This is a genomic window from Micropruina sp., assembly GCF_047606365.1.
Lineage (GTDB): Bacteria > Actinomycetota > Actinomycetes > Propionibacteriales > Propionibacteriaceae > Micropruina.
The window spans coordinates 17757-41852 of sequence record NZ_JASGEN010000111.1 but is presented as its reverse complement, the minus strand read 5'-3'; the positions used below and the strand labels follow the sequence as shown (position 1 = coordinate 41852).

Below are 24096 nucleotides of genomic sequence, written 5' to 3'. Positions count from 1 at the left end.
GACCGTGGCTGCGCTGGACTACCTGGACTTCGATCTCGAGATCGAGGCGTCCGCCACGCCCGGCAGCTACGAGGTCTCGGTGCTGGCGTCGCCGCGCGGCGAGGCCAGCGGCGAGATGACCTTCCCGTTCAACCCGGACGCCCTGGAGAACGTGATCCTCAAGCTCGGCCGGACCCGCTCCGGCGTCCGGTCGCTCGGCTCACCGACTCAGCAGGTCGCCAAGCAGTTCGGCAGCACGCTGTACGACTCGGTGTTCGCCGGCGAGGTCGGCACCTGCTTCCGACGCAGCCTCGACGAGGCGGACGCCCAGGGCAAGGGCCTGCGCGTCCGGCTGCGGCTGGGCAAGGCACCTCAGCTCGCCGACGTGCCCTGGGAATACCTGTACCCGGCCAGCCTGCGGCAGTTCCTGGTGCTGTCCACCAAGACCCCGGTGGTGCGTTACCTGGAGCAGCCGCGGGCAGTGCCGCCGCTGACCGTGACGCCGCCGTTGCAGGTGCTGGTGGTGGTCTGCTCGCCGACGAACCTCGCCGCCCTGGACGTGGACGCCGAGGTGCAGCGCATCCGGCACGCCCTGGCCGGCCTGGAGCAGTCCGGCCAGGTGCAGCTCACCGTGCTGCCGCACGCCCACCTCGCCGACCTGCGCGGGGTGCTGCGCAGGGCTCCGGTGCACGTGCTGCACTTCATCGGTCACGGCGGCTTCGACGAGCACACCGGCGACGGCATGCTCGCCTTCGAGGACGACCATCAGCTGGCGCACCTGGTCTCGGGTTCGGCGCTGGCGACGGTGATCCACGACCAGGACAAGCTGCGGCTGGTGGTGCTGAACGCCTGCGAGGGTGCCCGGCAGTCCCCGGCCGACCCGTTCGGCGGGGTCGCGCAGAGCCTGGTCGCGCAGGGCATTCCGGCGGTGGTCGCGATGCAGTTCGAGATCACCGACGAGGCCGCGACGGTGTTCAGCGCCGAATTCTACAGCGCGCTGGCGGACGGCTACCCGATCGACGCGGCACTGGCCGAGGCCCGGGTCGCGGTGTTCAGCGACGACAACGACGTCGAGTGGGGCACGCCGGTGCTCTACCTGCGGGCCAGCGACGGCCGGATCTTCGACGTCGCGTCGCACCCCTCACCGACGGTCGCGGATCAGCCCGCAACGGCTCCCGATCCCGGTGGTGCCCGAGTGATTCCGGTGGTGGTCCCGCCCTGGCCGCCCAGTACCGACACCCCGGCGGCGAGCTACGACCAGGGGCACCAGCTGCCGACGACCCAGCCGCAACCCGCCGAACCACAGCCACCCGAGCCGCCCGCCTGGACCGGCGGCGGATCCGGCGGCCCGGGCGGTGGCGGGTCGTCCGGGTACGAGCCGGCACCCGACCCGGCTGCGCCGTCCAGGTCGGGCGCGAAGTGGGCGATCCTCGGCGCCGTCGCGGCAGTGCTGGCCATCATCGTCTTCTTCGCCTGGCCCCGGCTGTTCCCGGCGTCCGTACCGGGCACGGTCGAGTCGCCGACCGCGCCAATCACTCCGGCGCCGACGCTGCCGACGCCCACCCGTCCGACATCGCCGACCCCGACCCGGCCCTCGACAACGCTGCCTCCGGTACGGGCGGTGCCGGCGCTGAAGGCCCTGCGTGGCCAGGTGACGATCGACGGCGATACCGGCGACTGGCAGTGGCAACTGGTGTCCCGCGCCGAGCATCAGATCGCCGGCACCAGCAAGGCCACCGGCGACATCTACCTGATGTGGGACGACCAGGCCCTCTACCTGCTCGCCCAGGTCCAGGACGCCACTCCCCGCGCTCCCGAACCCGGCAAGCCCACCCAGATCTTCCGCGGCGATTCGGTGATTCTCGAGCTGGGTCCGGACAAGCGCCGGCTCACGGCGTCCGACCTGGCCCGGCCGACCGACGCCTACTACATGTTCGGGCTGCCCAGCGGTGCCGGCACCCCGCCGCAGCGCGCGATCCTGGGGCCGAACGCCAAGCGCACCTCGTTCGAAACGGCGCGTGACGCGCAGACCCTGGAGGCCGCGATCACCCTCACCCCCACCGGTTATCTGCTGGAGGCGAAGATCCCATGGCGGACGACCGGGCTGAACGGCATCCGCGCGGGCGCGGTGCTGGCCGCCAACGTGCAGGTCTCCGAACGCAAGGCCGACAGCTACGGCAACCTCGGCATGCGCAGCACCAACCCGCAACGCACCGCGGAGCTGCGCGCCCATCCTGCGTATTGGCAGTCCCTGGAGCTGCAGGCCTAGCACTAGGCTGCCGCCATGGCACTGCCCGTCCTCGATGCCACCGAGCAACGGATCCTCGGCAGCCTGCTGGAGAAGCAGCGCACCGTCCCCGCCACCTATCCGCTCAGCCTGAACGCACTGCGGGTGGCCTGCAATCAGACCTCCAGTCGCGACCCGGTCACCGATTTCGACGACCAGACCATCGAGACGGCGGCGCGTGAATTGAAGGGACGCGGCCTGCTTCGCGTGGTGTGGGCCGGCAAAGGCTCACGAACGCTGAAGTACCACCAGCTCCTCGACGAGGTGCTCAGCCTGCAGCCCGACGAGCGCGCGCTGCTCACCGTGCTGCTGCTGCGCGGCCCGCAGGCGCCCGGCGAGCTGAAGACCCGCACCGAACGGCTGCATTCGTTCGCCGATCGGGACGCCGTCGAGCAGGTGCTGCACCGGATGGCCGCCCTGCCCGAACCGTTGGTGCGCGAGCTGGAGCGGCGTCCGGGCCAGCAGGATCGGCGCTGGGTGCATCTGCTCGGTCCGGTCGCCGAGCCGGCCGGCGCGGTTCCGGCCGCCACCGCGGTCGATCGGGACGTGGTGCTCGCCGAGGGCACCGACGCTCGCGACCAGCGGGTGCGGGGCACCTACGACCAGGTCGCCGACGCCTATTTCGAACGGCTCGGCGACGAACTCACCGAGCGGCCGTTCGACGTCTGGCTGCTGGAGCGGATCGCCTCGCTGGCCGGCTCCGATCCGATCGTGGACGTCGGTTGCGGCCCGGGACACGTCGCGGCCTTCCTGGCCGACACCGGCGCCACGGTGAGCGGCATCGACCTGTCACCGCAGATGGTGGCGGTGGCGTCTCGGGAGTTCCCCGACCTGGACTTCCAGGTGGGCAACCTGTTCAGCCTGCTCAAGCCACGGACGGCGGCCGGCTGGGGCGCGGTGCTGGCCTGGTACTCGCTGGTCCATCTAGCCGGCTCAGAGTTGGCGCCGGCGATCGCCGCCCTGGCCCGCACTCTGACGCCGGGAGGCGTGCTGGCGGTCGCCGTCCACGCCGGCGACGAGGTGCGCCGGGTCACCGAGTTCGTCGGCGAACCGGTCGAGCTCGACTTCGTGCTGCACGACCAGGCCCAGGTCCTGGCGGCGTTCGCCGCTGCCGGGTTCAGTGAGATCGAGTGGTACCGCCGGGGTCCGGGGGCTGATGAGGCGCCGACCGACCGCCTCTACGTGCTGGCCCGCCGCTGACGCCCCTCCCACTGGTCGAGCTTGTCGAGACCCCCCGCCGGTGCCGCCTACCGCTGGTCGAGCCCACCGCCGGTCGAGCCCACCGCCGGTCGAGCCTGTCGAGACCCCGCCGGTCTCGCCTACCGCTGGTCGAGCCCACCGCCGATCGCACCCACCGCCGGTCGAGCTTGTCGAGCCCCCTGGTTCGGACGACTCAGCTGTCGGAATCCGTTCCTACAAGCGATGGAACAGCCGCCGCGGATCCCCTGTACGGCAGAACGCCGTACAGACAAGCTCCCGGCGCTCGCCGAACTTAGGATCCTCAGCGCAGCCGGGGCCGCACGTGCAGACCCACCTCGGGATCAACGATCAGTTCCTGGCTGGCGTCGATGCCGTCCACCAGCACCTGGGCGTCGGCGGACACGTTGCGCTTGATCAGGGCGAGAGCGATCGGGCCGAGCTCGTGGTGCCGGGCCGACGAACCGACCCGGCCGACCACCCGGCCGTCGAGTACGACATCGGCACCCACCGCGGGCAGCGCCTCGGCGGTGCCGTCCAGATGCAGCCGGGTCAACCGGCGGGGCGGACGGCCCAACGTGTAGACCCTGGCTACGGTCTCCTGACCCGGGTAGCAGCCCTTCTGCAGGTGCACGCCGGCGCCCAGAACCAGGCCGTCGGGATTGGCCAGCTCGTTGGGAATGGTCTTGTCATCGGTGTCGACGAAGGTCCGCGGCTGGCCGGCCTCGATCCGCAGCGCGTCCGCGGCCCAAGTGCCGGCCCGCTGTTCGCCGAGCACCTCGTCCAGTTCCTCGCGGGGCACGATCCGCGGGCCGCCGGCGATCACCATCGCATGGGTGTCACTACGGTCGACGATCTCGACCCGGGCCGCGAACTGCATCCGCCGCAGCCAGGCCAGCAACGCGTCCAGCCGTCCCGGCTCGGTGGACGCCCATAGCGTCTCGCCGTCGTCGATCCCACCGAAGACATGGCTGATCCGGCCCTGCGGGTCCAGGATGTAGGCGGTCGTCCACTGGCCGGGCGCCAGATCGTCCAGCTTCTGCGAGGCGATGTTGTTCAGCCAGCTGAGCCGGTCGGGGCCGCTGATACTGAAGGTGGGCCGGTGCGACATATCGACCGTCGCCTCACCGGCGGCCAGCCGGCGCTGTTCGCGGATCGGGTCGCCGTAATGCCAGACCGCGCCGGCGTCCGGCCCCGTCTCGTGCCGGACGGCGGTCATCCGCGCACCAGCGTCGCCCACACGTACGGCCGCAGCGCCACGTCTTCGGTGGCCCGGTCGAACGAGTACATCAGCTTGCCCTCCACGGTGCCGTACAGCCGGCGTCCGGCGGTGTAGGCCACCGCGGCGTCGGGTGAACGGACAACGGCGTCAGTGACCAGATCGACCCGGCCCGGCTGCAGCTTGCCGTACCAAACCTCGGCGAAACCCTCGGGCGCGCACATCACCACGTCGACGGTGCCGTCGGCCAGCGGACGCCAGAAGCCGGTCTCCATCATCAACGGCTTGGTCGGCTTTCCGTCCTCGTCGACCTCGAACGACTGCGCCAGATAGTGCAGGTAGTCGCCGCCGTTGTCGGAGAAGTCGACCTGCTGGGCGAACCGGATCTTCTCCTCACCGGGCCATTCCCGGTAGCCGGTGCCCTCCCAGCGACCGCGCAACCAGGCGAGCCCAACCAGGGCCGGGTTGAGGTCGGCGGGGATTTCGAAGGCCATGAATCACTCCTGCTGCTTGTCGGTGAAGATGCGGACCACGATCACCAGGGCGGCGATCAGCACCGCGGCCGCGGCGACGATCAACGCGATCGTTCCCGGTGTCAGCACCGCGGCCACCAATTCCACTCGCCGAAGTCTAGTGCCGTACTCTCGGCGCCCATGAGAGCGGTGGTCCAGCGGGTCAGCAGGGCGTCGGTGAGCGTCGCCGGCGAGGTGGTCGGCGCCATCGAGACACCGGGCCTGATGGTGCTGGTCGGCGTCACCCATCGCGACACCGCCGCCATCGCGGACGCCCTGGCCGACAAGGTGTGGAACCTGCGCATCCTGGACGGCGAACGCAGCTGCGCCCAGCTCGGCGCACCCTTGCTGGTGGTCAGCCAGTTCACCCTCTATGCCGACACCCGCAAGGGACGGCGTCCGTCGTGGAACGCTGCCGCCCCGGGTCCGGTCAGCGAACCTCTGGTGGACGCCTTCGTCTCGGCCCTGCGCAGCCGCGGCGCCGCGGTGGAGACCGGCCGGTTCGGCGCGATGATGCAGGTGTCGCTGGTCAACGACGGCCCGATGACGCTCATTCTGGAGCTGTAGGAAAGCATGGGTTCCCCGCTGGTCGAGCTTGTCGAGACCTCGGAGGCGGTCCGACAGGCTCAACGGTTTCGACAAGCTCAACCAACGGTGGATGTGCGTTGAGAAGCGACTCTCAGTGCCCCAAAGCACAGCCCTATGACGACCCGGTTACAGAACCGGGAACGAAATTCGATCGAGCGATACGCCGCCGGCGTCACTATTCTGATGCCGGCGTCGATTGGGGATATGGATGGCAACTCTGCTTGTCGTGAGCAACCAACTCGTCGATGACACGCGCCCCGAGGCCGTTCTGCCGGCACTCGGACTGCTCGCCCACGAGTTGCACGGCGCACCGGCCGACACCTCGGCACTCACCGAATCGGCCATCTCGGACGCGATCGTGGTCGACGGCCGCACCGACCTGGCGACGGCCCGGACGATCAGCCGGCTGTTCCGCTCCTCCGGCATCTCGCTGCCGATCCTGCTGGTGCTCACCGAGGGCGGCCTGGCCGCGCTCAACGATGACTGGCGGGTGGCGGATTTCGTCCTGGACGGCGCCGGCCCGGCCGAGTTCGACGCCCGGATCCGTCGGCTGCTGGCCAGCGAGGAGGCCGAGGGCGTCATCCAGGCGGGCGGCATCCTGATCGACGAGGCGGCCTATTCGGCCCGGCTGGGCGACGTGCCGCTCGATCTGACCTACACCGAGTTCGAACTGCTCAAATACCTGGTGATGCATCCGGGCCGCGTGTTCAGCCGTGAACATCTGCTGGCCGATGTCTGGGGCTACGACTATTTCGGCGGCACCCGCACCGTCGACGTCCACATCCGCCGGCTGCGCGCCAAGCTGGGCCCCGAGCACGAGGCCCTGATCGGCACCGTCCGCAACGTCGGCTACCGGTTCGCCCCGTAACCCGTCCCCGGGCTCCGCCCCGGGATCTCTCCGACAGACATACCTGTCGACGCCGGAGATCCCGGCGTCCGCCGGGATGACGGACGGGGCACCGTCATCCCGGGATCTCTCCGACAGCCATGACGGACTGGGAGCAGGAGGGCGAGCCAGCCTGGACGAATTGGGCGAACTGTCCGTGGAGATGACGGGGCATCGGTCGATCCCACTACCCTGAGCGCATGTTGGTCAGCGACGACATCAACCGCATCCGTCATCTGGTGACTGTCGTGGCCGAAGCGGACGGCGAGCAGCCACTCAATGAGGACGCCATGCTGGCGTTGAGCGGCGACGGCGCTGGGGTCAGCCATTACCTGTTCGAGCAGGACGGCGAACTGGCCGGCTACGCGCAGGGCAACACCAAGCACGGCACCGCGCAACTGCTGGTGCACCCCGGGCACCGCCGCCACGGACTTGGCAGCCGCCTGCTGGGCGACGTCGCCGGCCTCGCCGTCTGGGCGTTCGGTGATCTGCCGGCCGCGCAGGGCTTCGCCGCCGCCCACGATCTGACCGAACGCCGCCGGTTGTTGGTGATGGAGCGTCCGCTCGACCCGCCGTCCGGGGGCGCCTTCGACGGCGTCCGGCCGTTCGACTACGCCACCGACGCCGATCAACTGCTCGCACTGAACGCGGCCGCCTTCGACTGGCACCCTGAGCAGCGGCACTTCTCCCGCGCCGACCTGGACGCCCGGATGGCCGAACCGTGGTTCGACCCGGCCGGACTGCTGGTCACCGCCGACGCCGACGGGCTGACCGGCTTCCACTGGACCAAGCGGCACCCGGACGGCCGCGGCGAGGTGTACATCCTGGCCACCCATCCCCGCGCCCAGGGCACCGGGCTGGGCCGCACCCTGCTGGCCGCCGGCCTGGAACACCTAGCGGCGAGCGGGTCCACGTCGGTGCACCTCTACGTTGAAGCCTCCAACAGCCGGGCGGTAGAACTGTACGAGCGGGCCGGCTTCGCCGTGGTGCACCGCGATGTCCTGTACGGCCCGACCCTCACCAGGAGCAGCGATGACCGCTGAACCCGCAGTCGACGACCTGCCCGACCTGCCCGACGACCGGTTCTCCGATCGCGAGTTGAGCTGGCTGGCCTTCAACAAACGGGTGCTCGACCTGGCCCGCGACACCACCCGGGTGCCGCTGCTGGAACGGGCCCGCTTCCTGGCGATCTTCTCCTCCAACCTGGACGAGTACTTCATGGTCCGGGTGGCCGGCCTGAAGCGCCGGATCGCCGCCGGGGTGGCGGTGCCGTCGGCGTCCGGCATCCTGCCCCGCGACCTGTACGACCTGATGCTCACCCGGGCCCGCGACCTGGTCGAGCAGCAGGCTCGCACCTTCGCCGACGACATCCGGCCGGCGTTGGCCGAGCACGGCATCGAGGTGCTGCGCTGGGACGAGCTCACCGAGGCCGAGAAGGAGACGATGCGGACCCTCTTCGAGGAGCGCATCTTCCCGGTGCTCACCCCGCTGGCGGTCGACCCGTCGCACCCGTTCCCCTACATCTCGGGCCTGTCGAACAACCTGGCCGTGCTGCTGAAGAACCCGATGACCGGCGCCCGTCAGTTCGCCCGGGTCAAGGTGCCCAGCCTGATCAGCCGCTTCCTGCAGCTCGGCGAGGGCCGGTTCATCGCCGTCGAGGACGTCATCGCCCGCCACCTGGACCGGCTGTTCTCGGGCATGCAGGTGCTCAGCCATTCCACCTTCCGGGTCACCCGCAACGAGGACCTGGAGGTCGAGGAGGACGACGCCGAGAACCTGCTGTACGCCCTGGAGCAGGAGCTGCTGCGACGCAAGGTGGGCCGTCCGCCGGTGCGCCTGGAGGTCGAGGACGACATCGACGACAAGATGCTCGACCTGCTGATCAGCGAGTTGGACATCGGCGAGAAGGAGGTCTTCAAGCTGCCCGCGCCGCTCGACCTGCGCGGCCTGTTCTCGCTGGCCGACCTCGACCGCGAGTCGCTGAAGTACCCGGCCTTCCTGCCCAAGACGCACCCGGAGTTGGCCGAGGTCGAGACGGCGATGCCGGCCGACATGTTCGCCGCGCTGCGGCATCGCGATGTGCTGCTGCACCACCCGTACCACTCGTTCGCGACCAGCGTGCAGCGCTTCATCGAGCAGGCCGCGGCCGACCCGGCGGTGCTGGCGATCAAGCAGACGCTGTACCGCACCTCGGGCGATTCGCCGATCGTGGACGCCCTGATCGACGCTGCCCAGGCCGGCAAGCAGGTGCTCGCCCTGGTCGAGATCAAGGCCCGCTTCGACGAGCAGGCCAACATCACCTGGGCCCGCAAGCTGGAACGGGCCGGCTGCCACGTGGTATACGGACTGATCGGGTTGAAGACGCACTGCAAGCTGTCGCTGGTGGTCCGCGACGAGACCGACGGGTTGCGCCGCTACTGCCACATCGGCACCGGCAACTACAACCCGAAGACGGCCCGGATGTACGAGGACGTCGGCCTGCTCACCGCCAATCCGGTGGTCACCGACGACGTCGCCCGGCTGTTCAACCACCTCTCCGGGATGGGCCAGGAAACCCACTACAAGCGGTTGCTGGTCGCCCCGCACGGCATCCGGCGGGGCCTGGTCGAGTTCATCGAGGACGAGATCGAGCACCAGCGCGCGGGCCGTCCGGCGAAGATCCGGATCAAAGTGAACTCGATCGTCGACGAGACGGTCATCGACGCCCTCTACCGCGCATCACAGGCCGGGGTGAGCGTCGAGTTGTGGGTCCGCGGCATCTGCACGGTCAAGGCCGGTGTCCCCGGGTTGAGCGAGAACATCCGGGTGCGGTCCACCCTGGGCCGCTTCCTGGAACACAGCCGGCTGTTCTGGTTCGCCAACGGCGGCCAGCCGCGGGTCGGGCTGGGTTCCACCGACCTGATGCACCGCAACCTCGACCGCCGGGTCGAGGTGCTGGTCTCGCTGACCAACCCGCGGCACATCGCCACCATCGAGAACCTGTTCGACCTGGCGTTCGACGACGGCACCGCCTCGTGGTGGCTGGAAGAGGACGGCTGGCACCAGCGCACCAGCGACATCGAGGGCGAGCCGCTGCTCGACCTGCAGGAGCATCTGATCTCGTCGCTGGTTTCGCGGCGCGGGGAACGGAGTACCGGATGAGCCGCAAACGCTTGGTGGAGGCCGCGGGGGCGGTCGTGCTGCGCCGGCCCAAGGGACGGGGCCTGCAGGTCCTGCTGATCCACCGGCCCAGCTACAACGACTGGTCGCTGCCGAAGGGCAAGCTCGATCCGGACGAGTACCTGGCCGGTGCCGCCGTCCGGGAGACCGTGGAGGAGACGGCGGTCATCGTCCGGTTGCGGCATCCCGTCGACCGCATCCAGTACCCGATCCCGTCCGGGACCAAGCGGGTCGCCTACTGGCTGGGCACGGTGATGGACCAGCGCCGGTTCAAGCCGAACTCCGAGGTCGACCGGCGGGTCTGGCTGTCCATCCCGTCGGCGCTGAAGCGGATGACCTACGCCGACGAGCGGGCGTTGCTGGAGCAGGCCGTCACGCTGCCCGACACCACGCCGCTGCTGATCGTCCGGCACGGCAAGGCCATGGAGCGCAAGCACTGGTCGGGCAAGGACCAGCTGCGTCAGCTCAGCTCCCGCGGACGTCGGCAGAGCAAGCAGTTGGTCCCCCTGCTGGACGCCTACGGGGTGGCCGAGCTGGACTCGTCCGCCTCGATCCGTTGCATGTCCACCCTGGCGCCCTATGCGAAGGCCAAACGGCTGGACGTCCAGGGCTGGGCCACCTTGTCGGAGGAGAAGGCGAAGGACAATCCCGACGCCGTCCGCAAACTGATGAAACGGCTGATCAAGCAGACCGCCGCCAGCGGCGTCCCCCGGGCTATTTGCGGACATCGTCCGGTGCTGCCACTGATGCTGGAGGCGCTCGGGGTGCCCAACCGTCCGATGCTCACCGCCGCGGTGCTGGTGGCCCACCTGTCGCCGGAGGGCGAAACCATCTGCGTGGAGTGGCACAAGCCCCGGGTCTGAACCCGTGGTGATCAAAAGAACCGTCCCCAGTGACCAAAGGGACGGTTCCTTTGGTCACTCGGCGCGGCGGAAACTACCGCTGGAGGTCGTAGTCGATCACGGCCTCGGGGATCTCCGGCGGTGCACCGAGGTCGAGCGGCTGTTCCTGGGTGCGGCGTTGCAGCAAGGCCCCCAGTTCGCGCTGGAACCGATCGCCGCTGGCGTTGATGGTGCGCATGGCCTTGACGACGGTGTCGTCGAGTTCGGCACGCATCCGGCGGCCTTCCGCGGCGGCCCGCAGCATTCCCTCGTGCTGCGCCACCACCGAGTCGGCGATCACCATGATCGTCTCGGGCATCACGGTGGGGGTCTGGGCCAACTGGGCCAGCCGGGGAATAGTCGCGCCCATGGCGCCGGCGTACTCCTGCAGGGCGTCGTTGTTGGCCCGGGCGGTGACCGCGGCCGCGGACCCGGCCTCCTCCAGGTGCAGCAGCAGACCCCACTGCGCGATCGTCAGTTTCATCGTGGGAATCGTCAGCACCACGAGCAGATGCAGCCGCTGGGAGAGCGAATTGCTGACCTTGCGCATATTGCGGATCTGCGGCGCGGTCGACCAGGCGACGAACAACCGCGAGACGAACTCACTGCGGCGGGTTTCGAGCTCTTCGAGCATTTCCAGCAGCACCTGAAGTTCTTCGTCGGCCTTGCGACGCTCGGGGGACTGCCGTCCCGACATGCCGGCCAGTTCGAACTTCTTCGCGGTCACCGCCTTGTTCAGTTCGTCGAGCGCTTCCTCCATCAACGCGACCACACCGATGACCTTGGTCATCGCTGCGTCGTTGCTGGCGTACAGCTCATCGCACAGCAGCACATTGCGGTCCAGGACGTGCTTGTGCTCGACCAGGGTGCCGGCCACCATGTCGAGACGCTCGACCGCGGACTGGCTGTCGACATACAGCTGGCGCAAGAACCGTTGACCGGTCTGGAAGACGCCCGACACCGATTCGGCGAACCGCTCCAACGCGTTCAGCAGCCGAGGATCCGAACGCTTGTACTTCTTCCGGAAACCGGCGACCGTCTTCGCCATTGCCTTGGTGATGTTCTCGACCTCGGGAATGCGCAGGTTTCCCTGCTGCCGCAGGAACGCGCTCACCGTCGCGTTCAACCCATCGAGGGAATCGTCACCGAAATGGGACAACGCCGCGCGGTCGACCAGGAACCGGTCGACCAGCTGTCGGGCCACCTGCCCGAGCTGGACGCGCTGCCCGGGCGAAAGATCGGTCCGGCAGGAGAATTCCTCGAGCCGTCCCCCGGACTCGCTCCGCCCGAGGGCGACTTCGGCGGCTCCCGCCGGTGCGCTCGATTCGGTGCCGGCGATCGCCGCGAAATCAATGCTCAGGCCGGGTGTGAGGTTGTCGGTCATCTCGGGTCTTCCCCTTCGGTGGTCGTCTCGGCGGCGGGCGGAATGACATGGTGGACGGGGTCGGCGCTACGAGCCGAGGCCTGCAGGATCTTCGTGTCCACCCGGAACTCGGTGAGCGAGCCTTCCTCGATCTCCTGGATGTTCTGCACGACGCCGGCGCAATACTGTTCGATCGCGCGCCGGCCGTCCTGCAGCAGGGTTTCCGCGTCGCGGAAGTAGCGGGGGTGGTCCTCGATGTCCTCGAATCGGTCCACCACGTTGCGGACGGTTTCCAGCGTCACCTTGTAGTGGGCGGTGATCTGCGCCAGCTGATCGGGGATTCGCTTCGGTGCCCGCTGGAAGAGCTCCCGGACGTGCTGCTCGGCCTCATCGAGCAATCCGGTGACCCGCTGGTCGGAGATCTGGCGCGACCGGTGGCGGATCTCCACCAGCAGCCGGGTGACCTGATCGGGGGTGTAGCCGCGCCCGGGGTTCGACTGGCCGCCACCCCACCGGCGGCGCAGCACGACCACGACCGCCGCCGCCACGAGGACGGCGATCCCGATTCCGCCGATCAGGCCGAGCGGGACGGCGCCCGGCTGGTCCGGTGGGGGCGGCTGGACCGTGCCGGTCGTGGTCGCTTTGGCCTGCTGGACGAAGCCGCTGATGCTGTCGTAGAGCTTGGGGCGGCCTTCAGCAGCGTTGGCCAGCTCTGCGGCTTTGCCGGCGGGAAGGGTGCGGGAACCGGCGGTGAGATCGCCGCCGATCGAGACCAGCACGGTGTCGTAGCCGGTGCGGGCGGCGAGGTCGGCGACGAACTGTGGCACGTCGGTGATCTCGGTAGCGGCGTGGCCGGGCAGCACGACGACGGCGATATCGCCACCGCCGAGCTGAGTACGCAGCAATTGCTGCTGTTCGGCGCCGAGGTCCGTGACCTGGACGGAGACATACAGCGGGCCGGACTGCAGGCCCTGTGTGGCCTCATCGAGATAGCCGCCCATCGTCGTCCTCCCTTCAGGTCGCCCCGGTACTCACCCGGGAGGGTCAGAAGTTGTTCACCACGCTCTGGAAGACCTCCGCGATCCGCCGCGGGTCGCTGGCGTCGAAGACCTGGCCGCCGCTGGCCTCGGCGATGGCGACCAGCGCATTCCGGCCGCCCTCACTCACCCCGTCGCCGTAGATGATCGGGAAGACCCGAACCGGGGCGTCGCCGCCACCACCCTCACCGGTGCTGTTGAGACCGGCGATCAGCGCCGCCTGGCTCAGCTTGGACCCGTGGTCGTCGCCGTCGGAGAGCAGGATGATGGCGTTGATCCGCCCCGGCTCGGCCCGTTTGGTCATCGTGTCGTGGCCTTTGCGGACGGCGTCGTACAGCGGCGTCCCACCCAGCGGGGCCAGCTTCGTCAACTCCCGCAGCAGATTCTCCAGGTCACCACGCAGCGGCTTCACCGTCCGCACCTGATAGGTGCCGTCCTTCTTGTAGACGCCGCCGGTGGTGAAGGTCCAGACCCCAAGCTCGTCGGAGGGACGGAAATGCCCCAGAGTGCTCTGGGCACTGCTAACGGCCGCCTCCAGCCGGGTCTTGCCCGCGCCCGCCGGCTCAGCCATCGAGCCGGACACGTCGATCAGCACCAGCACCGAGCTGGGTTTGCGGATCTTGTCCCACTGCTCGGTGGCGGCGAACGACACCGGCACCGACGGCTTCTCCAGCCAGGTGGTGGGTTGCCGGGGGTCCACGCCGTTCTGCTCGGTGAGCAGGCCGCCCACCGATCGCTGGACGTCCAACGGACGGAAACCGAACTCGTCGAGTTCGTCCTGGACTGGGTCGGAGAGCAGGAACTCGATGAACGCCCGGCCGGCGCTCGCCTGCTCGGCACTCACCCAGTCGGCCTTGGGACCGCCCAGCGCCACGATCGGGTTGTCGCTGGTCAGCGAGCCCTCCTTGGGGTAGACGGCCACCAGCTTCTCCCGCGGCCGTACCAGTTTCGCGGTCTCCTCCGCGCTCAGCGCGCGGGTATTCGGGTTGCCCTGGTTGTAGGCGATCACGCTGACCTCCTCGACGGCGATCGCCGAGACATAGTCGAGTGGACGGCCTTCGGCGTCACGGTCATAGACCCGCTGCAACATGTTGCCGGTGGTGTCGCCGTAGTGGATCACGCACGACTCGAACTCACGGCTGAACTTCTCCGCCGCCGCGACGTCGGCCGCCGTCAGGCCTGCCGTCTTGCCGCTGGCGGCATAGGACTGCATGACCAGGGTGGAAAGTCCGGTGGTGCTCGAGTTCGGGTTGGTCTTACCCAGCTTGAACCGGCCCCACTGGCCTGCCGCGCCGCCCAGGCTGCCCCAGCCGTCCGGATTGACGCAGAGCTTGTGCAGGTCCTTGATCCCGATCTGCTTCTCGGGCCAGCCCAGGGTGCGAGCCATCCGTTCCGGCATCGCGAAGACCACCGGGGTGCGGGTGAACGACTGGGCGTCGGCGACCAGGGCAGCGCCGTTGACGGCTGCGACCTGATCGATCCAGGCCGAGGAGGCCGGCGTCCACAGAGTCGGACGAGGCTTCACCGTCTCGCTCTCGGGCCACAGCTTGCCGGAGAGCTTGAGCAGCCGGGCCGCCTCGCCGGAACTGACCTCGACGGGGTGAACGGTGGCGCACTTCGCCAGATTTCCGTGCTGGGGGGAATCCTTGAACTCTGCGGCCAGCCGGGTCACCATCGCAACCTTCTCGGGGGAGACCGCGGTGATCACCGGAGTGCAGTTGTCGCCGGTGAAGTCGGTGCCCGGGCCTGCGCCCGTGCTCGGTCCGGTGTTCGGCGCATTCTGGCAAGCCGACAGGAACAGTGCGGTGGACACCGCCGCAACGGCGAACGAGGCTTTCCAGGTGCGTCTTCTCACGTTCGTCTCCTCGGAATGGAACTCCCCGATTCGGCGGAAGCTCGTATCGTCGGATGTTCTGCCAGCGGTCTGAAATAAGTGGGCGTCCTTGTGCGCCGTTTGTTTTGCGTACTGTAGCGGGGGCGGGTGGCCGGCACGGTGGCGCACCGGGATGCCGATTGACGCCCACCTCACGAGCTGCAGGCTCAGCGGGGCTGCGCCGAAGCGACGCGAAGCTCGGCGGGAGAGTCGGGCGCGAGGTCAGTCGGAGAGCTGCCAGCGCATCCCGTAGGGATCGGTGAAGTCCGAGATGGTCTTGCCGGTGACCGGGATGAAGGTGTCGGTGCGGCTGAAGGTGGCACCGGTGGCTTCACTGATCGCGGCGGCGTCGGTGGCCTGCGACCTGGACCGGAACGCGACGTGGTCGATCACGAACGCCTCCAGCGTCGCGTCCTCACGCAGTTCGAAGACCACCTGCCCCTCGCCCGGGAGCGCCAGTTCGACCGACTTGCGCTCGGGCAGTCGGCGCCGCTCGACCAGCCCCAGGCCGGCGAACCAGGCGACCGCCTGCTCCAGGTCGGGAACCTTGAGATCGATGTGATCGACTGCCTCGAGCATGCGCGTCCTCCTGTGACTGGTAACCGGACCCGGTTCCCCGGGGCACTAGACGATCTTCACACCCTGGAACCCGCCGGTGTACTTCTTCGCCTGCTTGTCGGTCAGCTTCACCTTCTTGGACGTGGTTTTCGTCCAGCCCGCCGACTTCCAGACCGAGGTGACCAGCCGGCCCTCCCAGCGCGGGGTGCCCATCTTGAACAGCGTGTACTGCTCCGCGTAGCGCTTGCCCGACTTGCTGTAGAACCGATAGCCGCTGCGACCCCAGTCGAGCATGCCGAGCGAGTACCAGGCGTACTTGGCGGAACGGTCCTTCGGCGCGGCCTGGCGAACCAGCTTGTTCTTGCGCCAGGTCAGCACCGCCGTGGTGTAGCCGTCACCGCCGCCGGTGGCGAGCAGCAGTTCGTAGCCCTTCACCTTGTCGAGCTTGGCGGCACCCCAGTACGGCTCGATGCCCCAGTCGGTCTCGATCGTCGAGGTCAGGGTCAGCGACGACTTCCGCTTCTTCTTCGCGGTGGTGACCGTCACCTTGTAGCGGTCCTCCTTGACCTTGGTGATCTTCACGGTGTCCTTGCGGCCGTCGCCATCGACGTCCACCTTGACGGTGCGGGCGGCGGCCTTCTCGGGCAACGGAGTCGCCGCGGCGGGCGTGGCCTCCAAGCCGGCTCCGAGTATCAGCGCCAGCGAGGCGGCGAATGCGGGCAGTGCACGGAACCTGGTCATCAGACATCCGATCTAGTAGCTGGGCGAGCCGCCATCCCCCTGGTCGCACACCGATACACCGGACGTCGATGTCCGAGGCGGTGCGTTCACCGGCTGTTTACCCAGGACTCCCCAACCGGTCGACTCGGCTGCCTAGCATGCCAGCCGGAGCGGGTTCCGTTCCAGCCATTGTTGAAAGGAAAGCCGTGAAGATTTCCACGTTCGGCGCCCCGGTTGCCCTGCTGGCCGCCGCCGCGCTGACTCTGTCCGCCTGCGCGGCGAACGAGACCGCCAACCCCGGTACCGGCTCGAGCGGCAGCACGACCGCCGAGAGCACGCTGGCCGGCAAGGGCGCCTCGTCGATGTCCGCAGCCCAGCAGAAGTGGATCGCCGACTACCAGTCCGCCCACCCCGGCGTCACCATCAACTACTCCCCGGACGGCTCCGGCGCGGGCCGCCAGGCGTTCACCTCCGGCGCCGTGCAGTACGCCGGCTCCGACCGTCCGTTCAAGGACGAGGAACTGGGCGCCGGCAAGTTCGGCAAGTGCACCGCCGAGTCCAACGCGCTCGACCTGCCCGTCTACGTGTCGCCGATCGCGGTGGTCTTCAACGTGGACGGCGTCAAGGACCTCAAGCTCGACCCCGACACGCTGGCCGGCATCTTCGCCGGCAAGATCACCAAGTGGAACGACGCCAAGATCGCGGCCACCAACCCCGACGCCAAGCTGCCGGACGCCAACATCACCGCCGTGCACCGCTCCGACGATTCGGGCACCACCAACAACTTCACCGACTACCTGCACCAGGCCGCGCCGTCGGTGTGGACCGAGGCCGCCGCCGACGCCTTCCCGGCAGCCTTCGGCGGCGAGTCCGCCAAGGGCACCTCGTCCCTGGTCGATGCGGTCAGCACCGGCAAGAACACCATCGGCTACGCGGACGCCTCCGCCGCCGGTGAACTCGGCCACGCCCAGCTGAAGGTCGGCAACGAGTGGCTCAGCCCGACCGCCGAGGCCGCCGCCAAGATCGTGGACGCCTCCAAGCAGGTCGCGGGCCGCGGCGAGCATGACCTGGCGCTGACCCTGGACCGCAAGGCCGCGGGCGTCTACCCGGCCGTGCTGGTCTCCTACGCCCTGGTCTGCGAGGCCTACAAAGACGCCAACGACGCCAAGCTGGTCAAGGACTTCATCGGCTACGTCGCCTCGGCAGAAGGTCAGCAGGCTGCTGCCCAGGCCGCCGGCAGCGCACCGCTGAGCAAGTCGATGCAGGCCAAGGTGAAGGCCGCCATCGACTCGATCAAGTGACGTCAAACACTGGCGTGGATGAACTTGTGAGCGAAGGATGGCTTTCGTGACCCAGTCCACCCAGCAGGTGGCCCCGACGCCGACCCCGACGGGTCCTGCCGGCAACGGCACCCGTCGCCGGGTCGGCGATCGGGTATTCAGCGGGCTGGCGACCGGCTCTGGGATCATCATCCTGGTGATCCTGGCGATGGTCGCCGGCTTCCTGCTGATGCAAGCGTTCCCGGCCCTGACCACCCCTCCGGCCGAACTCGAGGCCAAGGGCTACGGCGAGTTCTGGTCCTGGATCATCCCGTTCGCCTGGGGCACGGTGTGGGCCTCCTTCTGGGCCCTGCTGCTGGCCGTTCCGGTTTCCATCGGCATCGCGTTGTTCATCTCGCACTACGCGCCCCGCCGGCTCGCCACCAGCCTCGGCTACGTGATCGACCTGCTGGCCGCCGTTCCGTCGGTGGTCTTCGGCCTGTGGGGCAGCATGGTGCTGGCGCCGTCCGCCCAGCCGCTCTACCTGTGGCTGAACACCTACCTGGGTTGGATCCCGTTCTTCGGCGGCCAGCCCTCCGGTACCGGACGAACCCTGCTGACGGCCTCCATCGTGCTGGCGGTGATGATCCTGCCGATCATCACCTCGCTGAGCCGGGAGGTGTTCCTGCAGACCCCGGTGCTGCACCAGGAGGCCGCCCTCGCGCTCGGCGCCACCCGCTGGGAGATGATCCGGATGGCCGTGCTGCCGTTCGGCCGGGCCGGCGTGATCAGCGCGGTGATGCTCGGCCTGGGCCGGGCGCTGGGGGAGACGATGGCGGTGGCGATGGTGCTCTCGGGTGCGCACGTCATCACCCTCGAGGTGCTCACCTCGCAGAACCCGAACACGATCGCCGCGGTGATCGCCCAGAACTTCCCCGAGGCGTACGGGGTAAAGACCAACCAGCTGATCGCCGGCGGCCTGGCGCTGTTCGTGATCACCCTGGTGGTCAACGCCATCGCCCGACTGATCATCTCCCGCTACAAGGAATTCTCGGGAGCCAACTGATGACCACCGTGACCAACGACACCACCAACCCGCTGACCGCCGGGCAGCTGCCGAAGTACACCACCTGGCTCGCTCTGGCCGGCGCCCTGATCGTCGGGGCACTCATCGACGCCTCGGCGCTGGGCGGCTTCGATCTGGGCACCACCGTCGTCCTCGGTGCGGTGATCTTCCTGCCGGTGATCTACCTGATCGCCCGTGTCGTCGAGGGACGCCGCGCGGCAACCGACCGGCTGGCCACCAACCTGGTCACCGGCGCCTTCCTGCTGGCCCTGGTGCCGCTGGTGTCCCTGCTGTGGGAGACCCTCTCCAACGGCCTGCCGGGCTTCAACGGGCAGTTCTTCACCTGGTCGATGCGCAACGTGATCGGTGAGGGCGGCGGCGCCGTCCACGCCATCTACGGCACGTTGTTCGTCACCGGAATCGCCACCGTCATCTCGGTGCCGATCGGGCTGCTGACCGCGATCTATCTGGTCGAGTACGGACGCGGCGCGCTGGCCCGCGGCATCACCTTCTTCGTGGACGTGATGACCGGCATTCCCTCGATCGTCGCCGGCCTGTTCGCCTATGCGTTGATGGCGCTGGTGTTCGGCCCGGGCACCATCAGCGGCTTCTCCGGCTCGCTGGCCCTGTCGGTGCTGATGATCCCGATCGTGGTCCGCTCCACCGAGGAACTGCTGCGGATCGTGCCCAACGAACTGCGCGAGGCGTCCTACGCGCTGGGTGTGCCGAAGTGGCGCACCATCCTCTCGGTGGTGCTGCCCACCTCGATCTCGGGCATCGTCTCGGGCGTCATCCTGGCCATCGCCCGGATCATCGGGGAAACCGCGCCGCTGATGATCGCCGCCGGCTTCACCAACTCGATCAACACCAATCCGTTCGGCAACCCGATGATGACCCTGCCGGTCTTCGTCTACGACCAGTACGCCCACCCCGGGATCGAACGCATCTTCTACAACGAACGGGCCTGGACCGGCGCGCTCACCCTGATCATCCTGGTGATGGTGCTCAACCTGCTGGGCCGCTTCATCGCCAAACGCTTCGCCCCGAAACTCGGGCGCTGACCGAAGGAACAACCGACGCATGTCCAAGAGGATCGAGGTCAACGACCTCAACTGCTACTACGGCAAATTCCTGGCCGTCGAGGACGTCTCGATGACCATCCAGCCGCGCTCGGTGACCGCGTTCATCGGGCCGTCCGGCTGCGGCAAGTCCACCTTCCTGCGCACCCTGAACCGGATGCACGAGGTGATCCCCGGCGCCTACGTCGAAGGTGATGTGCTGCTCGACGGCAACAACCTGTACGGCCCCGGGGTCGACCCGGTCAACGTGCGGCGCCAGGTCGGCATGGTGTTCCAGCGGCCCAACCCGTTCCCCACCATGTCGATCAAGGACAACGTGCTGGCCGGCTACAAGCTGAACAAGCAGCGGATGAGGGGGAGCGAGGCCGACGACCTGCTGGAGCGCTCGCTACGTGGCGCCAACCTGTGGGAAGAGGTCAAGAACCGGCTCGAGAAGCCCGGCTCGGGCCTGTCGGGTGGCCAGCAGCAGCGGCTGTGCATCGCCCGGGCCATCGCCATGCAGCCCGAGGTGCTGCTGATGGACGAACCCTGCTCAGCCCTCGACCCGATCTCCACCCTGGCCGTCGAGGACCTGATCCAGGAACTGAAGGAGACCTACACGATCGTGATCGTCACCCACAACATGCAGCAAGCCGCCCGGGTCTCCGACGAGACGGCGTTCTTCAACATCGCCGGCACCGGCGCCCCCGGCAAGCTGATCGAGATGGGCCCCACCGAGAAGATCTTCTCCACCCCCGACGACAAGGCCACCGAGGACTACATCACCGGCCGCTTCGGCTGAGTTCGCTCCCGTTGGTCGAGCTTGTCGAGACCTCTCCCCCTGCCGGGCAGGCCCGTTCATCCGGGCCTGACCCGGGATTTCGACGTATCGAGACCCGTCATTCCCACGAACATCCGTCGACGGTCATGTGACGGCGCCGGCGCCGCACCCGAGCACTGGATCGTCCCGTCTAGACTCGCCCCGTGAGTCAGGCTGGATGGTATCCGGATCCGGGTGGACAGCCCGGTATGTACCGCTACTGGACGGGTTCGTCCTGGTCGGCGGCGATCACCAACAACCCGATGCAGGCGCCCCCGCAGGGTGGCCTGGGCGGTCCGCCGCGTCCAACCGGTCAGCCCGGGTGGAACCCGAACCAGCGCCGCCGCTCCCCGATCGGCTGGTGGCTGGGTATCGCCGCCATCGTCGTGGTGCTCGGCCTGATCGGCTACCTGGCGATTCGCAATCTCGGCGGCATCCTCGGGGTCACCCCGTCGACGGGCACCAACCCGACCCAGAACGTCTGCCCCAAGCAGGTCGCCACCACCGTCACGCCCTCGCCCCCGCCGAACGACGGCCGGGTGCACGGCGGGGCGCTGTCCTATCCGCAGCTGGGTGACCCGTGGAGCGCGCCGGCTCCCGAGACCCGGGTGCCGTTCGGACGCGACGTGCTCACCCAGACCGTGATGGTCGAACCGAACTACAAGGGGGACCAGAACAGCTGGGTCGCCTCGGTGCTGGTCGGTGAGCTGGTCGCCGGCGACGGCTTCTTCAGCCCGCAGCAGGGCTCCGAGATCGTGGTGAAGTGCATCATGGGCGTCTTCTACGACGACGCCGAGGTGGTCCGCGACGACAAGGTGAACAAGGCCAGCACCGTCGGCGGCAAGGAAGCCTGGCTGGTGGAGACCCACCTGACCTTCGACATTCCGAATCTGAAGACCAAGGGCGAGCTGGCGATCATCCTGATCGTGGCCACCTCGGACGCCTCGTCGAGCATCTTCTACGCCTCGATCCCCGACACCGCCGCGCAGTTGGTGCCGGACGCCCGCAAGGCGATGAGCGGTCTACGGGTCGGCTGAGCCGCGCCTGCTGCTCAGCGGCAGGGCACCAGCCCCTGGTCGATCTTCATCGTCACCACCCGGATGGCCGCTTCGCGCACCTGGGCGGCCACCGCAGAGTTCTTGGCGGCGCTGCGGATGCCGGCCACGAACTCGTCGGCCAATGCCGGCGTCACCGTCATCGCCACGTCGCCACCGGCCTTGATGAAGTCGGCGCCCCGTTGTTTCGCCGGCACGGACGCCATCGACTTCGCCGCACCCAGGTCGTCGGAGATCACCACCCCGTCGAAGCCGAGCCGGCCACGGATCAGTCCGATCACCTTCGGCGAGAACGCCGCCACGTGGTCGGGGTCGATCTTGGTGTAGGTGACGGTGGACACCATCACGCTGGTCGCGCCGGCCTTCACGGCGGCGGCGAACGGCGCCAGGTAGGGATCGTCGGGCCGCGTGGTGGTGTCCTTCACTCCGGAGGTGAAGTCGGTGTTGCCGATCACCCGTCCGATCCCCGGGAAGTGTTTCGTCGAGGTCGCGATGCCGGCAGCGTCCATCCCCTTCACGAAGGCGGACACCTTCTTGCCCACCACGTCCGGATTCGACCCGTAGCCGCGGCCCAGCGCACCGATCGGCGCATTCTTGGTGCCCACGGACGTCGGCACGGTGTCGGTGACCGGCGCCAGCGTCCAGTGCACCCCGGCGGAGGCCAGCTGGCGGCCCCAGCGGGTGGCCCGCGAGGTCAGCTTGGCGTCGCTCCACTTCGACTGCACCTTCGCCGACGGAATGGTGTCGAAACCCGATCCCTTGAGCCGCTGCACCAGCCCGCCCTCCTGATCGACCGAGATCAGCAGTGGTGTGGGCAGGCCTGAGATCTGCAGCTTCTTGGTCAGCCGGCGTACCCCGCTGGTGCCGTCGCTGTGGTTGCCCATCAGGATCACCGACCCGATGTGCAGCTTCCGCAGCACCGCCAGTTCGGACGCCGTCCCGCTGGTCACTCCCACCATCACCACTTGGCCGACCCGTTCGGCCGGCGTCATCTTGTCGACGATCCGGGCTGCGCATTGCGTCGCCGTGGGCCGCTGCGCCGTCTCGCTCGGGGCGGTGCTCGCCGAAGCTGAGGGCGTCGCCGACCTCGAGATGGGGTCGGCCGGGGCCGTGGTCGCCGTGGGCGCGCCGGCGCACGCGGACAGCACCGCCAGCAGGGCGGTGGTGACCAGCGTTCGACTCTTCGCGGTCACAGCTTCAGCCCCAGCAGTGCGTTCTCGACCACCTCGGTGAGTGCCGGGTGGATCCAGTACTGGCCGCGCGCCATGCTCGGCACGTCGAGGTCGAAGCTCATCGCCTGGATCAGCGGCTGGATCAGGGTCGTCGCCTCGGGCCCCAGCAGGTGCGCACCGAGCAGCCGCTTGGTCTTGGGGTCGGCGATCAGCTTCACGAAATGATCGGTGTCCTCCATCGCCCAGCCGTAGGCGACGTCGCCGTAGTTCTGCCGGGCCGTCACGTACTGTTTGCCGCGTTCCTTCGCCTCGGCCTCGGTGAGACCCACCGACGCGATCTGCGGGTCGCTGAACACCGCATGGGGAATGAACCGGTGGTCGGCGGCGATCATCCGGCGCGGGTGCAGCAGGTTGTGCTGCACCACCCGGGCCTCATGGTTGGCGACATGCTTGAGCTGGGCCGCCGACGACATGTCGCCGAGGGCGAAGATGCCCTTCACGGTGGTCTGCTGGTACTCGTCGACCTTCACCCGGCCGTCGTCGTGGGTCTCGACGCCGGTGGCGGCCAGGTTGAGCAGGTCGCCGTTGGGAATCCGTCCGAGCGCCACCAGCACCCGTTCACATTCGAAGTCGTAGTGGATGCCCTTGGCGTCGACGCTTTCGACGATCACCGTGTCGCGCTCGGTCATCTCCAGCCCGACGATCTGCTGCTTCAGCCGCAGGTGCACCCGGCTCGCCAACTGTTCGGTGAACGCGGCGGCGATGTCGGCGTCCTCTTTGCGCAGCATCACCTCGGAGCGTTGCAGCACGGTCACCTTGGTGCCGAAGGCGGAGAAGATGTGGGCGAACTCGGCGGCCACGAAACCGCCGCCGATGATCACCAGCGAGGCCGGTAGCGCCTCCAGCCGCATGATGTCGTCGGAGGTGTGTACCCGGGCGGCGACGTCCGGATCGTCGAGCCCCGGATAGTCGGGGACTTGCGGACGGGAACCGCCGGCCAGCACGAACCGGTCGGCGGTGATCGTCTCGTCACCGATCCGCAGCCGCTTGGGACCGACGAAATGCGCGGCCTCGCGGTACAGGGTGACGTTGCGGTTGCTGCGCCGCCACTCCTCGCCGCCCTCGCTGATCGGGTCGATCCGGCCGAAGACCCGGTCGCGGATCGCCGGCCAGTCGGCGCTGGCGGCACCGAGGTCGACGCCGACCCGCTTCGCGTGCTCGACCGACGACGCCAGATCGGCCGGATGGACGAACATCTTGGTCGGGATGCAGCCCACGTTCAGGCAGGTGCCGCCGAACCGTTCCCCCTTGTCGACGAGGGCTACCGAAAGATCGTCGAAGGACTCGTCGATGATCGAGTTGCCCGAGCCGGAACCGATCACGCACAGGTCGAAATGCCGCATACGC

The 24096-nt window shown here is 68.5% G+C and carries 22 protein-coding genes; 12 read left to right on the top strand and 10 right to left on the bottom strand.

Annotated features, from left to right (window positions below):
• The first annotated feature begins 4 nt into the window (after window positions 1-4).
• Entirely contained in the window at window positions 5-2248 is a 2244-nt protein-coding gene (locus QM624_RS13365; RefSeq protein ID WP_415092602.1) for a CHAT domain-containing protein, read from the top strand.
• A 15-nt stretch (window positions 2249-2263) separates the two neighbouring features.
• Window positions 2264-3466 (top strand): DUF480 domain-containing protein, encoded by a 1203-nt coding sequence (locus tag QM624_RS13360; RefSeq protein ID WP_415092600.1) that lies wholly within the window; start codon window positions 2264-2266, stop codon window positions 3464-3466.
• A 301-nt stretch (window positions 3467-3767) separates the two neighbouring features.
• On the opposite strand, the gene QM624_RS13355 is transcribed toward QM624_RS13360, so the two are convergent.
• From QM624_RS13355 to QM624_RS13345, 3 genes are read right to left on the bottom strand one after another with little or no spacing between them, the layout of a single operon-like run.
• On the bottom strand, window positions 3768-4682 hold the full coding sequence (locus QM624_RS13355; protein ID WP_415092598.1) for a YgfZ/GcvT domain-containing protein: 915 nt from the start codon (window positions 4680-4682) through the stop codon (window positions 3768-3770).
• On the bottom strand, window positions 4679-5176 hold the full coding sequence (locus QM624_RS13350) for an FABP family protein (RefSeq protein WP_415092596.1): 498 nt from the start codon (window positions 5174-5176) through the stop codon (window positions 4679-4681). The genes QM624_RS13355 and QM624_RS13350 overlap by 4 nt, the downstream gene beginning before the upstream one ends.
• Before the next feature lie 3 nt (window positions 5177-5179).
• Window positions 5180-5302, bottom strand: coding sequence for a hypothetical protein (locus tag QM624_RS13345; protein WP_298132520.1), 123 nt, complete (start codon window positions 5300-5302; stop codon window positions 5180-5182).
• Window positions 5303-5335: 33 nt separating this feature from the next.
• Between QM624_RS13345 and dtd the strand changes: the two genes are divergently transcribed.
• The 5 genes from dtd to QM624_RS13320 all read left to right on the top strand — a co-directional run bounded on the left by dtd (window position 5336) and on the right by QM624_RS13320 (window position 10690).
• Window positions 5336-5761 (top strand): D-aminoacyl-tRNA deacylase, encoded by a 426-nt coding sequence (dtd, locus tag QM624_RS13340; RefSeq protein WP_415092594.1) that lies wholly within the window; start codon window positions 5336-5338, stop codon window positions 5759-5761.
• Window positions 5762-6008: 247 nt separating this feature from the next.
• Window positions 6009-6650, top strand: coding sequence for a response regulator transcription factor (locus QM624_RS13335; RefSeq protein ID WP_415092592.1), 642 nt, complete (start codon window positions 6009-6011; stop codon window positions 6648-6650).
• Between the two features lie 218 nt (window positions 6651-6868).
• Window positions 6869-7711 (top strand): mycothiol synthase, encoded by an 843-nt coding sequence (gene mshD / locus QM624_RS13330; RefSeq protein ID WP_415092590.1) that lies wholly within the window; start codon window positions 6869-6871, stop codon window positions 7709-7711.
• On the top strand, window positions 7701-9809 hold the full coding sequence (locus tag QM624_RS13325) for an RNA degradosome polyphosphate kinase (protein ID WP_415092588.1): 2109 nt from the start codon (window positions 7701-7703) through the stop codon (window positions 9807-9809). Before mshD ends, QM624_RS13325 begins: the two co-directional genes overlap by 11 nt.
• Complete coding sequence (locus tag QM624_RS13320; RefSeq protein WP_415092586.1) at window positions 9806-10690, top strand: NUDIX hydrolase; 885 nt, start codon at window positions 9806-9808, stop codon at window positions 10688-10690. The genes QM624_RS13325 and QM624_RS13320 overlap by 4 nt, the downstream gene beginning before the upstream one ends.
• 73 nt (window positions 10691-10763) lie before the next feature.
• On the opposite strand, the gene QM624_RS13315 is transcribed toward QM624_RS13320, so the two are convergent.
• From QM624_RS13315 to QM624_RS13295, 5 genes are all read right to left on the bottom strand, one after another.
• Entirely contained in the window at window positions 10764-12092 is a 1329-nt protein-coding gene (locus tag QM624_RS13315; protein ID WP_415092584.1) for a toxic anion resistance protein, read from the bottom strand.
• Window positions 12089-13072: a hypothetical protein gene (locus QM624_RS13310; RefSeq protein WP_415092582.1), complete on the bottom strand. Its 984-nt coding sequence runs from the start codon at window positions 13070-13072 to the stop codon at window positions 12089-12091. The genes QM624_RS13315 and QM624_RS13310 overlap by 4 nt, the downstream gene beginning before the upstream one ends.
• Before the next feature lie 43 nt (window positions 13073-13115).
• Window positions 13116-14963 (bottom strand): substrate-binding and vWA domain-containing protein, encoded by a 1848-nt coding sequence (locus tag QM624_RS13305; protein WP_415092580.1) that lies wholly within the window; start codon window positions 14961-14963, stop codon window positions 13116-13118.
• Between the two features lie 240 nt (window positions 14964-15203).
• Window positions 15204-15560, bottom strand: coding sequence for a VOC family protein (locus tag QM624_RS13300; protein WP_298132531.1), 357 nt, complete (start codon window positions 15558-15560; stop codon window positions 15204-15206).
• 45 nt (window positions 15561-15605) lie between these two features.
• The gene (locus QM624_RS13295) at window positions 15606-16280 is read right to left on the bottom strand and encodes a hypothetical protein (protein WP_415092578.1); all 675 of its coding nucleotides are present in this window, start codon (window positions 16278-16280) and stop codon (window positions 15606-15608) included.
• A gap of 185 nt (window positions 16281-16465) precedes the next feature.
• On the opposite strand from QM624_RS13295, the gene pstS reads away from it, so the two are divergent.
• The 5 genes from pstS (at window position 16466) to QM624_RS13270 (ending at window position 21499) form a co-directional block, all read left to right on the top strand.
• On the top strand, window positions 16466-17560 hold the full coding sequence (pstS, locus tag QM624_RS13290; protein ID WP_415092576.1) for a phosphate ABC transporter substrate-binding protein PstS: 1095 nt from the start codon (window positions 16466-16468) through the stop codon (window positions 17558-17560).
• A 37-nt stretch (window positions 17561-17597) separates the two neighbouring features.
• Entirely contained in the window at window positions 17598-18584 is a 987-nt protein-coding gene (pstC, locus tag QM624_RS13285; RefSeq protein ID WP_415092574.1) for a phosphate ABC transporter permease subunit PstC, read from the top strand.
• Entirely contained in the window at window positions 18584-19645 is a 1062-nt protein-coding gene (gene pstA, locus QM624_RS13280) for a phosphate ABC transporter permease PstA (RefSeq protein ID WP_415092572.1), read from the top strand. Before pstC ends, pstA begins: the two co-directional genes overlap by 1 nt.
• 19 nt (window positions 19646-19664) lie before the next feature.
• Window positions 19665-20444, top strand: a complete 780-nt coding sequence (gene pstB / locus QM624_RS13275; RefSeq protein WP_415092570.1) for a phosphate ABC transporter ATP-binding protein PstB — start codon at window positions 19665-19667, stop codon at window positions 20442-20444.
• 182 nt (window positions 20445-20626) lie between these two features.
• The gene (locus QM624_RS13270) at window positions 20627-21499 is read left to right on the top strand and encodes a DUF2510 domain-containing protein (RefSeq protein ID WP_415092568.1); all 873 of its coding nucleotides are present in this window, start codon (window positions 20627-20629) and stop codon (window positions 21497-21499) included.
• A 14-nt stretch (window positions 21500-21513) separates the two neighbouring features.
• Here the strand turns inward: QM624_RS13270 and QM624_RS13265 are convergent, their stop codons facing one another.
• A complete protein-coding gene (locus QM624_RS13265; protein WP_415092566.1) occupies window positions 21514-22710 on the bottom strand; it encodes a glycoside hydrolase family 3 N-terminal domain-containing protein in 1197 nt (398 codons plus the stop codon).
• The gene (locus QM624_RS13260; protein WP_415092564.1) at window positions 22707-24092 is read right to left on the bottom strand and encodes a mycothione reductase; all 1386 of its coding nucleotides are present in this window, start codon (window positions 24090-24092) and stop codon (window positions 22707-22709) included. Before QM624_RS13260 ends, QM624_RS13265 begins: the two co-directional genes overlap by 4 nt.
• Window positions 24093-24096: the final 4 nt, after the last annotated feature.